Source organism: Ochrobactrum sp. A-1 (assembly GCF_022488005.1).
In the GTDB taxonomy this organism is placed as follows: domain Bacteria; phylum Pseudomonadota; class Alphaproteobacteria; order Rhizobiales; family Rhizobiaceae; genus Brucella.
Window position 1 is genome coordinate 582,157 of the sequence record NZ_JAKVQC010000003.1, and the last position, 13,813, is coordinate 595,969.

A 13,813-nucleotide genomic window follows, 5' to 3' on the forward strand; every position below is an offset into this window, starting at 1 on the left:
CCGGCAAATACGAATTTTCCCATGATCCCGGACGGTTCGCCGTTTCCGGGATTATGTCTTGAAAAGGATTACTTCATGCGCGCCTTGCAGCTTCTCGATGATCGCCGCCTTGAAATTACCGATATCGCACCGCCACCTGCCCCCGGCATTGGCGAGGTGACCGTACGTATCAAGGCCGTTGCGCTCAACCACATCGACGTGTGGGGCTGGCGGGGCATGGCGTTTGCCAAGCGCAAGATGCCGCTGGTTATCGGTGCGGAAGCTTCAGGCGTTGTGGATGCTGTCGGCCCTGGCGTTTCCAATCTCCTGCCCGGCCAGCTCGTCTCGATCTATGGTGCGCGTACCTGTGGTCTTTGCCGCGCCTGCCGCGAAGGCCGTGACAATCTGTGCGAGCATGTCGGCGGCGTGCATGGTTTCCATCTCGACGGCTTTGCCTGCGAGGCCGTGAACCTGCCTGCCCGCCTGCTCGTTCCGGCACCTCCCGGTGTGGATGCCATAGGTGCCGCCGTCGCGCCTGTAACCTTCGGTACGGTCGAGCATATGCTGTTCGACAACGCCAAGCTGGAGCCCGGTGAAACCGTACTCGTACAGGCTGGCGGTTCCGGCATCGGTTCGGCTGCAATCCAGCTTGCCAAGAAGATGGGCTGCACGGTCATCACGACAGTCGGTTCCGACGACAAGATCGAGAAAGCCAAGGCGCTCGGTGCCGATCACGTCATCAACTACCGTGTCGATCGCTTCGAAGGCGTGGTACGCAAGCTCACCAAGAAGAAGGGCGTCGATGTCGTCTTCGAGCACGTTGGTGCCGACACATGGGCAGGCTCGATGCTCTGCATGAGGCGCGGCGCACGTCTCGTCACCTGCGGATCGACCTCGGGTGTTTCCACGAACATGAACCTGATGCAGCTCTTCCAGCAGCAGCTCAAGATCCTGGGTTCCTTCGGCTGCCGCATGGAAAACATGGCCGATGCCATGCAGAAAATGGCGCGCGGCATCGTGCATCCGGTCATCGACACCGTGGTCGGCTTCAACGATATCGACACGGCGCTGAAGCGCATGGAAGGCCGCGACGTCTTCGGCAAGATCATTCTCGAGATCGACTGAGTCGCCTACGTCCATGATGTTCAAGCTGAAACTTCTGCTCTTCCGCTGGACCCGCAAGCTGAAGCAGTTCAACTACTGGCTCTGGGCGCAGGCCGTCTTTCTGCTGCTTGGCCTGCTACGCCTTTTTCCGGCGAAGGCAGCGATCAGCTTTTCGGCCAAGGTGGCCCGACTGGTCGGGCCACTGACGCCGCGCCACAAGGTTGCCATCGATAACCTGCGTCAGGCTTATCCTGAGAAAAGCGATGCGGAAATCGAAGACATCGCCCGCGAAATGTGGGATTCGATGGCGCGCCTCTTCGCGGAATATATCTTCCTCGACGCTGTTTTCGACTTCGATCCCTATTCCACGAAACCGGGACTGGTCGAAGTGGAAGGCATTCCGATTTTCGAACGCCTGCGCGACGAAAAGAAGCCGCATATCTTCTTCACCGCCCATACCGGCAATTTCGAGCTTCTGCCGATTTGCGCCGCCACCTTCGGCCTGAATGTTACGGCCCTCTTTCGTCCGCCAAACAATCCGTACATTGCCAATAAGGTATTGAAGGCGCGCCATACCAATATGGGCCATCTGGTGCCCTCCAAAGCAGGCGCAGCATGGGCCCTTGCGGGCATTCTGGGCGACGGCGGCAATGTCGGCATGCTGGTGGACCAGAAATTCCGTCGCGGCGTGCCTTCCACTTTCTTTAATCGCCCGGTGAAGACCAACCCGTTGTTAGCAAAGCTTGCGCGGCAATATGATTGCGACGTCTATCCGGCGCGCTGCATCCGCCTTCCCGGCGGACGCTATCGCCTCGAACTCTACGAGCGTATGGAACTGCCGCGGGACGACACAGGCCAGATCGACATCAATGCCACCGCGCAGCTTCTGAACGATACCGTCGAGACATGGGTGCGCGAATATCCGGGCCAGTGGATGTGGTTCCACAAGCGCTGGGGATAGGATTCGCCGCGTTCATGTGATACGGGCAAGCCACGCCGCTCTATCTTTTTGTTTCTACGCATTCTCCAAGGCAAAACGCTTCCCGCTTTTGCCGGAAATGCTTCAGGAGACCATCATGCGACCCATCGCTATCGCCCCTTCCATCCTTTCAGCCGATTTCGCTCGTCTTGGAGAAGAAGTCGATGCCGTGCTGGAAGCCGGTGCCGACTGGGTGCATATCGACGTCATGGATGGCCATTTTGTACCAAACATCACTTTCGGCCCGCAGGTGGTCAAGGCGATCCGCCCGCGCACCAAGGCATTCTTCGACGCGCATCTGATGATTGCGCCGTGTGATCCCTATCTGGCGCCGTTTGCCGATGCCGGTTGCGATCTTATCACGATTCATGCGGAAGCCGGTCCGCACACGCACCGTTCGCTGCAATCGATCCGCGCTCTGGGTAAGAAGGCCGGTCTGGCGCTCAACCCGGCAACGCCCGTCGAGGCGCTGACGAACGTTATCGAAGATGTCGATCTCGTCCTCGTCATGACCGTCAATCCCGGTTTTGGCGGCCAGAAGTTCATCGCGCCGATGCTCGACAAGATCAAGCGCGTCCGCGAAATGGTTGGCGACCGCCCTATCGACATTGAAGTCGATGGCGGCATCACGCCGGAAACGGCAGGCTCGGTCGTTGCCGCTGGCGCCAACATCCTCGTGGCCGGTTCTGCGGTTTACAAGGGCAACTCCGTCGAGAGCTACCGCGCCAATATTCAGGCGATCCGCGCCGCTGCCGAGGCCGCACGCAATCACTAAACTCCGTCCGTCTATTCCATTCTATAGGATGCACCCATGATCCCGCGCTATTCCCGGCCTGAAATGGTCGCCATCTGGTCGCCCGAAACGAAGTTTCGCATCTGGTTCGAAATCGAAGCCTATGCCTGCGAGGCGCTTGCGCAACTCGGCGTCATCCCGAAGGAAGCGGCAAAGACCATCTGGGAAAAGGGTAGCGTGGCAAAGTTCGACGTCGCCCGTATCGACGAAATCGAGGCCGTCACGAAGCATGACGTCATTGCCTTCCTGACGCATCTGGCCGAATTCATCGGCCCGGACAGCCGCTTCGTGCATCAGGGCATGACCTCATCGGACGTGCTCGACACCACGCTCAACGTTCAGCTCGTACGCGCAGCCGATCTGCTCCTTGCCGACATGGACCGCGTTCTGGAAGCCCTAAAGAAGCGTGCTTTTGAACACAAGGACACGGTGCGTATCGGCCGCAGCCACGGCATCCATGCCGAACCGACGACGATGGGCCTCACCTTTGCGCGCTTCTATGCCGAGATGGCGCGTGGCCGTGCCCGCCTCGTTGCGGCGCGCGAGGAAATCGCGACCGGCGCTATTTCCGGTGCAGTTGGCACGTTCGCCAATATCGACCCACGTGTGGAAGAATATGTCTGCGCCAAGCTCGGCCTCGAAGCAGAGCCGGTTTCGACGCAGGTGATCCCGCGCGACCGCCATGCAATGTTCTTTGCAACGCTCGGCGTTATTGCCTCTTCGATGGAAAATATCGCCATCGAAATCCGCCATATGCAGCGCACGGAAGTTCTGGAAGCCGAAGAATTCTTCTCGCCGGGCCAGAAAGGCTCGTCGGCCATGCCGCACAAGCGCAACCCCGTTCTGACCGAAAACCTGACTGGCCTCGCCCGTCTGGTGCGCATGTCGGTAACGCCCGCGATGGAAAACGTGGCTCTCTGGCACGAACGTGATATTTCGCATTCCAGCGTCGAACGCGCGATTGGCCCGGACACCACCATCACGCTCGACTTTGCGCTCAACCGTCTTGCTGGCGTGATCGAAAAGCTGGTCATCTACCCGGACAACATGCTGAAAAACATGAACAAGTTCCGTGGTCTGGTGCACTCCCAGCGTGTACTTCTGGCGCTGACGCAGGCAGGCGTGTCGCGTGAAGACGCTTATCGTCTGGTGCAGCGCAATGCCATGAAGGTCTGGGAACAGGGCGCCGATTTCCTTGAGGAACTGCTGGCCGACGCCGAAGTGCGCGCGGCTCTTTCCGAAGACCAAATTCGCGAAAAGTTCGACCTCGGCTATCACACCAAGCATGTAGACACGATTTTCAAGCGTGTCTTTGGTTGAGATTTCGGCTCTGACGGCCTGCAAATCGCGTCTTACTGCGCTTCCGGTGCTCACGTACCTCAGGTACGCTGCGCTCCGGTTCTCGCAAGCCACGATTTTCGGCACGTCATAACCAAAATCTGCGCCCCCCCTTTTAATTGGTTCATAATTTGAATCCGAAAAAGCCCCATGCTTATGAAAACATGGGGCTTTTTTATATTCCGGAGATGGGCTGGTTTACGCCTTGGTCTTGATCGTGTTGACCACGTTGCCCCATGGGTCCACGAAGGTGCTATTGTTGCCGCCACGCGTGTCTTCCAGCTCAACCCAGCCAAGGCCGGTCCGGTCCTCGTCGCGCTTGCCCGCACCGGCACTCTGCCAGGCATTGGCAGCGATATGGTGATGGTAGCGCCCGGTGGACATGAACACCGCCCGGTCACCATAGGTCTGAACGGTTTCGAGGCCGAGTTCATTGTGCCAGAAGGTTTCGGCTTCATGGGCATTGCCGACGCGCAGATGGACGTGACCAACCACAGTGTTCTGCGGTGCGCCGTCCCATTCTCCACCCTCGCGCTTGATGACATCGAGCAGATTTCCGACATCGAGCGGATCAGTGCTCATGGCAACGCGGTCGCCATTCCATTGCCACTCATTGTTCGGACGGTCTGAATAGATTTCGATGCCGTTACCCTCGGGGTCGGTCAGATAGATCGCTTCACTTACCTTGTGATCCGATGCACCGCTGACCGGCAATTGCTTGTCGATGGCGCGGCGCGACCAGCGTGCGAGATCGCCACGGGTCGGCAGCAGGAATGCGGTGTGATACAGACCGGCGCTGCGCGGATCGTCCGGTTTGGCAGCCGAGAACTGCTCAATTTCCATCAATTCGCGGTCGCCGGCACCGAGTACAATCGACGCGCCACGGCGGGCCATCTCGCGCAAGCCGACGACGTCGCGATAATATTCAGCCAATGTTTCGGCATCGCGTGCCCTCAGGCCAACGCGGGCCACACGCATAGGCGTGGTCATTGCGAATGGAAGCGGAGCAACCGGGCGTTCGGTTTCGATCGTGGTTGCTCTCAAATGCTGTGTCATGTCGCCCTCCTTCGACGGCATTTCTGCACGAACAGGAAGAATGTTGGCTATTGCAGCAGTCCCGGCAGCGCCGAGGATCTTACGTCTGCTGATTGCCATGTCATTCTCCGCCGCGTTTCAAATCTTGCCTAAACATCGCCATTTGGGGCGTGTTTCACAAGATCGCGATCAGCGAACAGGCTGTTCATCATTCGCATGCCTTCTTTGCAAAGCATACAACAAGCACGGCTTGAAGAAGTTACAAAGCCTCTCTAAATGGGAAGCCATGAAAGTCAAAGACGCAGATATCCTCATCATCCCCGGCTATACCAATTCCGGCCCCGATCACTGGCAGACCCGTTGGGAGAGCAAGCTCTCGACGGCGCGGCGCGTACAGCAGGCCGAGTGGAGCAAGCCAGTTCGCGAAGACTGGATCGGTGAAGTCGTAAAGGCCGCCCATGCCGCAACCAAACCGATTGTTCTGGTCGCGCATTCGCTCGGCGTCGCAGCTGCAGTTCATGCGTTGCCGCAGTTTCAGCACAAGGTGGCTGGAGCCTTCTTCGTGGCGCCCCCGGATGTTTCAAACGACAAGATCCGTCCCAAGCACTTGATGACGTTCGGCCCCTATCCGCGCGAACGCCTGCCGTTCCCGGCAATCACCGTTGTCAGCCGCAACGATCCTTTCTCCAGCTTCGAAGCTGCAGAGGATGTGGTCAAGGATTGGGGCGCAATGCTGATTGATGCAGGTGAATCTGGTCATATCAACTCGGAATCCGGCCACGGACCATGGCCGGAAGGCTCGATGGTATTCGCCGAGTTCATGACGCAGTTGCAGGCACCCAAACATCATTAATCGGAAGGGAAACTGGAATGGTAGGACCTGTTACCATTCTTCCCATCGTACTTCCAATCGGCCGCCCAAAGCTCGCACCCCACGGCTAATGGCCTTGAAGTTTGGATAGTTGCAGCGATAACCGCGCGTTTGAAAATATCGGCCGGTGCCAGCCTCGTCATCCAAATCCCGCATAATCCAATTTATTTCGTAACACCGACTCCTACACTGATCGAGTGAGAGAACGCCGGTAACCTTGTAGGGTTTCTTCTTCCGTCGATAATTATAGTAACGCGCTGCCGATTGGATTTTAGACCAGTCTATGCCAGGAAAAGCGTTACATATTTCTTCCCGGCTTGCTTCTGGATAGAGTTTCCGCAGTCTTTGTTTTGCCGACCATCCCCAACGCAATTTCTTGGGAACAAGACCTAATTTCTGACAACGTGCCTGTATTGCTTTTCTCGATCGGGTGTCGAGAACCTGGCAAATTGCAAAATAGTCAGGATAGAAAATCTGGCACACGCGGTCTTCGTCAACAGTCCATAATCGATGCCCACTGATCGTGAACCCCGAGCGCATTATCCTTGAACGTGCACGTTCCGCCGAGGCGGCATTTCGCGATAGATACTTGAGGTCCATTGTGAAAAAACCGACAAGCTAGTTTTTCTTCACCTTCATTACGCGGAAGGAATTGAACGTGTTGGCTTTGTCAGTGAAAGCATTCGCAATAACTTTAGGGAGGGCGTTCAACTCCCTCAACTGATAAGCAAGGTTTGCGAATTCCAGTTTCTTCCGGTCTATCTCTTGGCCCCTAACTTCCAGAATACGTGCTTCGATTTCCGCTTTCTGACGGAGAAGATCATCGAGTTCAGACATTCCAACCCCTCGAGTGAGCGTTCGGATAATAGCTTGTGATGAAATCGCGTTGCTAGCAGCTGATGCCAACTTATCGTTCCGTTCATCGGGCTTCCAGCTGCAATTGCTTGGGTCCAAATATTCCGATGAACCTGTAGTAAGAAAATAAAAAGGCGGGCCACGAGCCCGCCTTTTCTTATTCGCGTTTTACGGCGGAATTAATCGCGAACCGCTTTCGTCAGCGTTTCCGCTGCAAGCCGGATATAACCACCCTCATTGCTGAGTGTCAGGAAGCGGAAACCAAGCGGAATATAGCGACGCGCAAACTCCGGCGACGGCGAATAGATGCCTGCGATTTTTCCTGCCGCAGCGGCCTTGCGGGCAATATTGCCAATAGGTTCCACAATCGCATCCGAATTCGGATTGGCCTCACGCCCATTGCTCCATGCAATGGAGAAATCCGCTGGCCCCACGAAAACGCCATCTATCCCGCGAACGTCCAGAATGGCATCCAGCGCATCATAGGCATCGCGCGTTTCGATCATCGCGAAGGCAAGCGTGTCGTGATTTGCAGTCGTCAGATAGTCGTTGGAACCCAACGTACCATAATCAGAATTTGCTCGGAACACACCCCATGAGCGTTCGCCCACCGGCGGATATTTCATGGCGGCTGCAAACTTACGGGCGTCCTCAACGGAATTGATCATCGGAGCGATGACCGCCTGCGCGCCAAAATCGAGCGCACGGCTCGCCATGTCGAAGCGACCGACAGGAACGCGCACGACCGGCGGCTTTCCAGCATTCAGGATGAGACCGAGAGAGCGAAGAACACTCGCCTCGTCATGACCGCCGTGCTGCATGTCGAGCGTTACGGCATCGAAGGCGCTATGGGCGAGAATTTCGACCGTCAGGGGCTCAGGAAGGGAAGACCATGCGGAAAGCACTGTTTCCCCGGCGCGAAGGCGCGACGACAACGACATTCGAATTTCCTTCATTTCATAAGTTCAGGGCGGAAACGCCAGCGGCACGTCCGCCCTGAATTATTCATCAATCCTGCTTCACCTGACGAACGGCTTCCTCGAGGAACGCGAACATCTTTTCGCGGATTGCTTCGTCTGCAAGGCTTACGCCTGCAGCATCGAAATCAGCGCGAATTTTGCGGAAGACGTCCTCATCGCCGGCTTCCTCGAAGTCAGCCGCAACGACTTCCTTGGCATAGGCTTCAGCGTCCGCATCCTTCTTGCCAAGCTGGTCAGCAGCCCAGAGTCCCAGAAGCTTGTTGCGGCGTGCCTCTGCCTTGAAGCGCAGTTCCGCATCAAGCGCGAATTTCTTTTCAAAAGCGTCGCGGCGATCATCCATGCCAGTGGTCATTCATAAAGCTCCCAGACCTACAAGTTAGAAGAGAACGTCATCCGTTCTCTTGCCTAAAGCTGGCAAGGGGCGCAAGATTATACAAGTGCTAAAGACTACTTTCTTGCGACTCATGCATAAACTTGCATCAGAAACAGCGAAAACGGGGGAACGGGCACAAAGCAGGATTGTTAAAAGCCCACAATTGCTATAGGTAGCCCGCGAGAATAGCGGCTTAGAGCCGATCACCATAAATATGGAAATCCGAGAAAAGCCATGAACCGTCGCCGCCGTATTTACGAGGGCAAGGCCAAGATTCTTTATGAAGGCCCTGAACCCGGTACGCTCGTCCAATTTTTCAAAGATGATGCAACCGCTTTCAATGCAAAGAAGCATGAAGTCATCGACGGAAAAGGCGTGCTGAACAACCGCATTTCCGAGCATATTTTTACCCAGCTCAACCGCATTGGCATTCCAACGCACTTTATCCGCCGCCTCAACATGCGTGAGCAGCTGATCAAGGAAGTGGAAATCATTCCGCTTGAAGTGGTTGTGCGCAATGTCGCTGCCGGTTCGCTGGCCAAGCGTCTTGGCCTTGAAGAAGGCACCGTCCTGCCGCGCTCGATCATCGAGTTCTATTACAAGGCTGACGCACTCGACGACCCTATGGTCACCGAAGAGCATATCACGGCTTTCGGTTGGGCAAGCCCGCCGGAAATCGACGACATCATGGCGCTCGCCATTCGCGTCAACGACTTCCTGACCGGCCTGTTCCTCGGCATCGGCATCCAGCTTGTCGATTTCAAGATGGAATGCGGACGCCTGTGGGAAGGAGACATGATGCGCATCGTCGTCGCCGACGAAATCTCTCCAGATTCGGCACGCCTTTGGGATCTCAACACCAATGACAAGCTTGATAAGGACCGTTTCCGCCGCGACATGGGCGGACTGGTCGAGGCCTACCAGGAAGTGGCTCGCCGTCTCGGCATCATGAACGAGAACGATACGCCCCGTCCGGCTGGCCCTACGCTTGTAAAGTAAAATGATCCGCCCAGCCCGGAAGGGCATGATCCCGAAAAGTGGGAACCGGTTTTCGGGATCATGCCAAATTAAGCCTTCCGGGCTGTTTCATTCGTTCTAAAACTGCAGGAACTACAGAGTGATCAAGGCACGCGTCACCGTTACACTGAAAAACGGCGTTCTCGACCCGCAAGGCAAGGCAATCGTCGGCGCGCTCGGAAGCCTCGGTTTCGACGGCGTCAACTCCGCACGCCAGGGCAAGGTTTTCGACCTCGAACTGAATGGCTCCGACAAGAGCAAGGCTGAAGCCGACCTTAAGGCCATGTGCGAAAAGCTGCTCGCCAATACGGTGATCGAAGACTATTCCATCGCCATCGCCTGAGCCCAGCAAAGGAAGCAGACGCCATGAAATCCGCAGTCATTCTCCTTCCCGGTCTCAATCGTGATCGCGACATGATCGCAGCACTCACCAAGATCACCGGTCAGGCGCCGGTGACCGTCTGGCAGACCGATACGAGCATTCCCGACGATGTGGACCTGATCCTGATTCCGGGCGGCTTCTCCTATGGCGACTATCTGCGCTGCGGTGCGATTGCAGCCCGTATGCCGGTGATGCAGGCCGTTCGCGAGAAGGCCGACAAAGGCGTCATGGTCATGGGCGTTTGCAACGGTTTCCAGATACTCGTCGAAGCCGGACTTCTGCCGGGCGCATTGATGCGCAATGCTTCGCTGAAGTTCGTCTGCCGCGAAGTGAAGCTCGAAGTGACCAACGCCAACACGTCGTTCACGCGCGGCTACAAACCGGGCCAGATCATCCGCTGCCCGGTCGCGCATCATGACGGCAATTATTTCGCCGATGCCGAAACGCTGAAGCGTCTCGAAGGTGAAGGCCAGGTTGTGTTCCGCTATGCCGAAGGCACCAATCCGAACGGATCGGTCAACGACATCGCCGGTATCGTCAGTGCACGCGGCAATGTGCTTGGCATGATGCCGCATCCAGAAAACCTGATCGAATCCGCACATGGCGGCGATGACGGTCGGGCGCTTTTCGCAGGCGCGCTTGGCATCGCCGCTTAAGCTGGCAAAAAGATAAACGGAAAGGGCGGCTTCAATCGAGCCGCCTTTTTTGTTGTCTTGTTTCGCCGCAAAACTGCACTGGCAAAGCATCTATTTTCATGGCAGCTTGGCTTAGGGAGGGTTCCGGCTTGGAGCGTCGTGCGTTCTTAGGGACATACAAAAGACGCTCTAATCTATTGAATCGGCGCATCGTGCTTTCCGAAAATCGATTCCGATTTTCGGGCCGATGCCGAAGAGAAACGTCGGGATCGCCCCATATTTGTTTCACGCGCTTTCCAAGCAAGAGCGTTCACATTTTTGCTGGAAATGCCTCGCACATTTTAGCGATAACGAATCAGGGGAACTTCATTCATGCAGCTTTATTCACGCCCTCTTTCCCCTTACTCGGCCTTTGTACGCGGGGTTCTTTACCTGAAGGACCTGCAATTCAAGCCGATGAACCTGCCCTACCCGTTTCCGGCCGATTTCGGCAATGTCACACCGCTCCGCCGCGTGCCGGTACTGATTACCAGTTCCGGCGAGACGCTGTTCGAGGGAGCGGTGATCGCCGAATATCTTGAAGATCATTTTCCGGAAGTATCTGTACTGCCTGGCACGCCGCGCGAGCGCGCACTCGCACGACTGCTGGCCCGTATAACAGAACTGGAAGTGCTCGGCCCTGCCATGAAGCTGTTTGTGCTGCTGAGCAAGCCCGAGCGCGACAATGCCAGCATCGAGCGCCTGTTCGAGAAGATGCATACCGGCCTGAAAGTGGTCGAAAGCCGTCTTTCGGACATGGCTTATGCCACGGGAGACGAACCAACCCTTGCGGATTGCTGGCTCCTGCCGGTGCGTTTTCTGATGGAACCGTTGAAGAAGCTCTCTGGCAAAGCGGATTTGCTGGACGAGTTCCCGAAATTCGATGCATATGCCGCCAAGGCAAAACAGCATCCGGTTTTTGAGCGCATCTGGAACGAGATGAGCGACGGACTGAAGGCTTTCATGCCACAACTCGCCTGACATTACTTACCCCCGCCCACACCTCATGCGTGCCTTTTTGAAGGCACGCACTATCGGAGCCCCTCCTTGAAGACCAAGACTTTCGCTCTTCTGGCCCTCCCGGCCATTGCATTGCTTGCAGCCTGCACTTCCAGCAAGCCCACGGGGCCCATCGCCGTCGATGCCAGCAAGGCGGCGCTGCCAACAATGGAACGCATTGCGCTGGCAGCAAATAGCTGCTGGTTCAAATCCAAGGACAAGGATTTCCGCGGTTACTCGCTTGCGCCGGAACTGAATTCCTTTACCGGACGTCCGCGCATTCTGGTCGTGCCTGCCCGCAATCCGGCATCCCGTCCGCTGCTTGTGGTGCAGGCGCAAGGCAATCCGGCTCGCGTCGAGGCCTTCGGACCCATGATGCAGGAAAGCCGTGGCGGACGCATCGCCGCCGACGTCAACCGCTGGTCTTCGGGCCAGAGCGGTTGCCAGTAAAACCAGAGCATATCGCGGAAAAGTGGAGGCCAGTTTTCCGCGATATGGTTTAACGCAGATGAAAACGCACCTTGCGTGCTTCACGCTCAGCCTCATCGCGCTGCAGCCCAATGTCGCGCAACTGATCGTCTGTCAGCTCCCCCAAGGCGATCCGGCTACGTCGCAGCATCATTCGATAAGACACCCAGTCTATAAAACGGCTTATATATCCGACTTGTGGCTGGGAGGCCGTTGTCAGATTGACCTGTAATCCTTTTGGCAAGTCCGTAATGCTATCTGCTACGGGCACAGGAAGAATTGTATCTATTGTCTCGGTCTGCGGTCTGAAGTAGAACATTGGTTCGGTCCATTTCATTGCCAGTTGGGCCAGTTGGGAGCTGGGAAGCAGTCGAGGCAAACCGTATGTTTGGCTCGATGTCTGCATTGTCACCAAGCAGCGACGAATTGACTCTATAATTGACTTGGCAATAGGTACAATTTATAAGTTGTCACCATGACAAATTGGATTCCAGACCTTGCCGGCAAATCCGGCCCGTTTTACCTGCAGCTTGCCGATGCCATCGAAGAGGCTATCGGGAATGGCGGATTGCCAGCGGGCGCCAAGCTTCCGCCACAACGCAATCTGGCGTTCGACTTGAAGGTGACAATCGGCACAATCGGCCGAGCCTATGCCCTGGCCCATGAGCGTGGCCTAGTGACAGGTGAAGTCGGTCGCGGAACCTATGTTCTGGGCGAAGAACCTGCAGACAACGCGCTTACCGCCTCCGGTATCGCTGGCACAAAGCCTGCCGATGTTCCCTCGGGAAAAATACGTTTCGACACCACGGCAGCGCCGGATGTCGGCCAGCACGAAGTTCTGGCCAAAATCAACGCCGAAATTCATCGGGATTTTCCGCAGGATATTGCGAGCTATTCGCGTTATTTTCCGCAGCACTGGCTGGAAGCAGGGCAAAAATGGCTTTCGCGCGCAGGCTGGCGGCCAGATCTCGACAACATTGTCGTCACCAATGGTGCGCAGGCTGCGAGCATAGCAATCATCACAGCCTTCACGAATCCGGGCGATCGCATCCTGTTCGAGAATCTGACCTATGCGCAGATCAGCCGCTCCGTGCGCCTTCTCGGGCGCCGTACCATTCAGGCCGGTCTGGATGAATATGGTCTGATCCCGGAAGAATTCGAACGGGCCTGCCGCCAGCAGCATCCCACCCTCGCCTTTTTGATGCCAACGCTGCACAATCCGACATTATCCGTCATGCCTGAAGAACGGCGTCGCGCAATCGCTGACATCGCAAGGCGTTACAATGTCTGGCTTATTGAAGACGATATCTATGGCGTCATGTGTGACAGCCAGATACCGCCATTGGCAAATTTTGCGCCTGAACGCACATTTGTCGTCTCCGGCCTGTCGAAAGCCGTTGCGGCAGGCATACGCAGCGGCTGGGTCGCCTGCCCCGCGCATTGCGCGCAAAGGGTGAAGGTAACGCACAAGATGGTCACGGGCGGTGCGGCATTCCTGCTCGCCGAAACCGGTGCCCAGCTTGTGTTGTCCGGCGAGGCAGACGCCATTCACAGTAAATGCCGCGAGGAAACGGTTATTCGCGAAAAAATGGCAAGGGAAATCTTCGACGGGTTCGACTTCGTATCGAAACCATCTGTTCCGTTCCTGTGGATGGGACTGCCCGAGCCCTGGCTTTCAGGCACGTTCAAGGCGGCCGCCTATGAAAGTGGAATCCTGATCGATGACGAGGACGAGTTCAAGGCTGGACGCGTCGATCAGATTTATCACAGGGTCCGCGTTGCCTTCTCGTCTCCGGCTGATCGCAGTGTCGTCGAAAACTGTTTTCTGACGCTCCGTCGCCTGCTTGAAAACGAACAGGCGGGATATGAAGGGAGTGTCTGACGGGCTTGGTCTCTTTTTATCGTTATTGATATAGGATTGAGGCCGGGAAAGCGGTATTTTCCTGTCGCACTTCCAACAGAGTTA

General features: G+C 56.4%; 16 protein-coding genes. 11 read left to right on the top strand and 5 right to left on the bottom strand.

Translation table 11 applies throughout. The features are described from left to right. Positions 1-75 precede the first annotated feature (75 nt). The 4 genes from MKS82_RS04555 (at position 76) to purB (ending at position 4,175) form a co-directional block, all read left to right on the top strand. The gene (locus MKS82_RS04555; RefSeq protein WP_109987716.1) at positions 76-1,104 is read left to right on the top strand and encodes a zinc-binding dehydrogenase; all 1,029 of its coding nucleotides are present in this window, start codon (positions 76-78) and stop codon (positions 1,102-1,104) included. Between the two features lie 13 nt (positions 1,105-1,117). Next, the gene (locus tag MKS82_RS04560; RefSeq protein WP_109987647.1) at positions 1,118-2,044 is read left to right on the top strand and encodes a lipid A biosynthesis lauroyl acyltransferase; all 927 of its coding nucleotides are present in this window, start codon (positions 1,118-1,120) and stop codon (positions 2,042-2,044) included. 115 nt (positions 2,045-2,159) lie between these two features. Continuing rightward, on the top strand, positions 2,160-2,837 hold the full coding sequence (gene rpe / locus MKS82_RS04565) for a ribulose-phosphate 3-epimerase (RefSeq protein WP_240578380.1): 678 nt from the start codon (positions 2,160-2,162) through the stop codon (positions 2,835-2,837). Between the two features lie 36 nt (positions 2,838-2,873). After that, positions 2,874-4,175 carry an adenylosuccinate lyase gene (purB, locus tag MKS82_RS04570; RefSeq protein ID WP_109987646.1) on the top strand — a complete coding sequence of 434 codons (1,302 nt, stop codon included), beginning with the start codon at positions 2,874-2,876 and terminating at the stop codon, positions 4,173-4,175. A 216-nt stretch (positions 4,176-4,391) separates the two neighbouring features. Here purB and MKS82_RS04575 read toward each other — a convergent pair whose 3' ends face one another. Further along, a complete protein-coding gene (locus MKS82_RS04575; protein ID WP_445558055.1) occupies positions 4,392-5,348 on the bottom strand; it encodes a VOC family protein in 957 nt (318 codons plus the stop codon). Between the two features lie 166 nt (positions 5,349-5,514). Between MKS82_RS04575 and MKS82_RS04580 the strand changes: the two genes are divergently transcribed. Then, entirely contained in the window at positions 5,515-6,081 is a 567-nt protein-coding gene (locus tag MKS82_RS04580) for an alpha/beta hydrolase (protein ID WP_109987645.1), read from the top strand. Between the two features lie 636 nt (positions 6,082-6,717). Here MKS82_RS04580 and MKS82_RS04585 read toward each other — a convergent pair. The 3 genes from MKS82_RS04585 to MKS82_RS04595 all read right to left on the bottom strand — a co-directional run bounded on the left by MKS82_RS04585 (position 6,718) and on the right by MKS82_RS04595 (position 8,286). Next, positions 6,718-6,936 carry a hypothetical protein gene (locus MKS82_RS04585; protein WP_240578381.1) on the bottom strand — a complete coding sequence of 73 codons (219 nt, stop codon included), beginning with the start codon at positions 6,934-6,936 and terminating at the stop codon, positions 6,718-6,720. A gap of 197 nt (positions 6,937-7,133) precedes the next feature. Beyond that, positions 7,134-7,901: an HpcH/HpaI aldolase family protein gene (locus MKS82_RS04590; RefSeq protein ID WP_240578652.1), complete on the bottom strand. Its 768-nt coding sequence runs from the start codon at positions 7,899-7,901 to the stop codon at positions 7,134-7,136. 61 nt (positions 7,902-7,962) lie between these two features. Next, positions 7,963-8,286 (bottom strand): DUF1476 domain-containing protein, encoded by a 324-nt coding sequence (locus tag MKS82_RS04595; RefSeq protein ID WP_240578382.1) that lies wholly within the window; start codon positions 8,284-8,286, stop codon positions 7,963-7,965. A gap of 255 nt (positions 8,287-8,541) precedes the next feature. Between MKS82_RS04595 and purC the strand changes: the two genes are divergently transcribed. From purC to MKS82_RS04620, 5 genes are all read left to right on the top strand, one after another. After that, the gene (purC, locus tag MKS82_RS04600) at positions 8,542-9,306 is read left to right on the top strand and encodes a phosphoribosylaminoimidazolesuccinocarboxamide synthase (protein ID WP_109987642.1); all 765 of its coding nucleotides are present in this window, start codon (positions 8,542-8,544) and stop codon (positions 9,304-9,306) included. A gap of 118 nt (positions 9,307-9,424) precedes the next feature. Further along, positions 9,425-9,667 carry a phosphoribosylformylglycinamidine synthase subunit PurS gene (gene purS / locus MKS82_RS04605; RefSeq protein ID WP_061345423.1) on the top strand — a complete coding sequence of 81 codons (243 nt, stop codon included), beginning with the start codon at positions 9,425-9,427 and terminating at the stop codon, positions 9,665-9,667. A 23-nt stretch (positions 9,668-9,690) separates the two neighbouring features. After that, positions 9,691-10,362, top strand: a complete 672-nt coding sequence (purQ, locus tag MKS82_RS04610; RefSeq protein ID WP_109987641.1) for a phosphoribosylformylglycinamidine synthase subunit PurQ — start codon at positions 9,691-9,693, stop codon at positions 10,360-10,362. Between the two features lie 351 nt (positions 10,363-10,713). Continuing rightward, the gene (locus tag MKS82_RS04615; protein ID WP_240578383.1) at positions 10,714-11,361 is read left to right on the top strand and encodes a glutathione S-transferase family protein; all 648 of its coding nucleotides are present in this window, start codon (positions 10,714-10,716) and stop codon (positions 11,359-11,361) included. Positions 11,362-11,427: 66 nt separating this feature from the next. After that, positions 11,428-11,829 (top strand): hypothetical protein, encoded by a 402-nt coding sequence (locus tag MKS82_RS04620; RefSeq protein WP_240578384.1) that lies wholly within the window; start codon positions 11,428-11,430, stop codon positions 11,827-11,829. Between the two features lie 49 nt (positions 11,830-11,878). On the opposite strand, the gene MKS82_RS29505 is transcribed toward MKS82_RS04620, so the two are convergent. Beyond that, on the bottom strand, positions 11,879-12,253 hold the full coding sequence (locus tag MKS82_RS29505) for a DUF1127 domain-containing protein (RefSeq protein ID WP_445558056.1): 375 nt from the start codon (positions 12,251-12,253) through the stop codon (positions 11,879-11,881). 69 nt (positions 12,254-12,322) lie between these two features. Between MKS82_RS29505 and MKS82_RS04630 the strand changes: the two genes are divergently transcribed. After that, entirely contained in the window at positions 12,323-13,729 is a 1,407-nt protein-coding gene (locus MKS82_RS04630; RefSeq protein ID WP_109987638.1) for an aminotransferase-like domain-containing protein, read from the top strand. Positions 13,730-13,813: the final 84 nt, after the last annotated feature.

Coding starts and splice junctions, on each gene's coding strand:
- MKS82_RS04575 (WP_445558055.1), bottom strand. CDS start 5,348: ATGGCAATCAGCAGACGTAAGATCCTCGGCGCTGCCGGGACTGCTGCA.
- purC (WP_109987642.1), top strand. CDS start 8,542: ATGAACCGTCGCCGCCGTATTTACGAGGGCAAGGCCAAGATTCTTTAT.
- MKS82_RS04580 (WP_109987645.1), top strand. CDS start 5,515: ATGAAAGTCAAAGACGCAGATATCCTCATCATCCCCGGCTATACCAAT.
- purQ (WP_109987641.1), top strand. CDS start 9,691: ATGAAATCCGCAGTCATTCTCCTTCCCGGTCTCAATCGTGATCGCGAC.
- MKS82_RS04595 (WP_240578382.1), bottom strand. CDS start 8,286: ATGACCACTGGCATGGATGATCGCCGCGACGCTTTTGAAAAGAAATTC.
- rpe (WP_240578380.1), top strand. CDS start 2,160: ATGCGACCCATCGCTATCGCCCCTTCCATCCTTTCAGCCGATTTCGCT.
- MKS82_RS04630 (WP_109987638.1), top strand. CDS start 12,323: ATGACAAATTGGATTCCAGACCTTGCCGGCAAATCCGGCCCGTTTTAC.
- MKS82_RS04585 (WP_240578381.1), bottom strand. CDS start 6,936: ATGTCTGAACTCGATGATCTTCTCCGTCAGAAAGCGGAAATCGAAGCA.
- MKS82_RS04560 (WP_109987647.1), top strand. CDS start 1,118: ATGATGTTCAAGCTGAAACTTCTGCTCTTCCGCTGGACCCGCAAGCTG.
- purB (WP_109987646.1), top strand. CDS start 2,874: ATGATCCCGCGCTATTCCCGGCCTGAAATGGTCGCCATCTGGTCGCCC.
- MKS82_RS04555 (WP_109987716.1), top strand. CDS start 76: ATGCGCGCCTTGCAGCTTCTCGATGATCGCCGCCTTGAAATTACCGAT.
- MKS82_RS29505 (WP_445558056.1), bottom strand. CDS start 12,253: ATGCAGACATCGAGCCAAACATACGGTTTGCCTCGACTGCTTCCCAGC.
- MKS82_RS04615 (WP_240578383.1), top strand. CDS start 10,714: ATGCAGCTTTATTCACGCCCTCTTTCCCCTTACTCGGCCTTTGTACGC.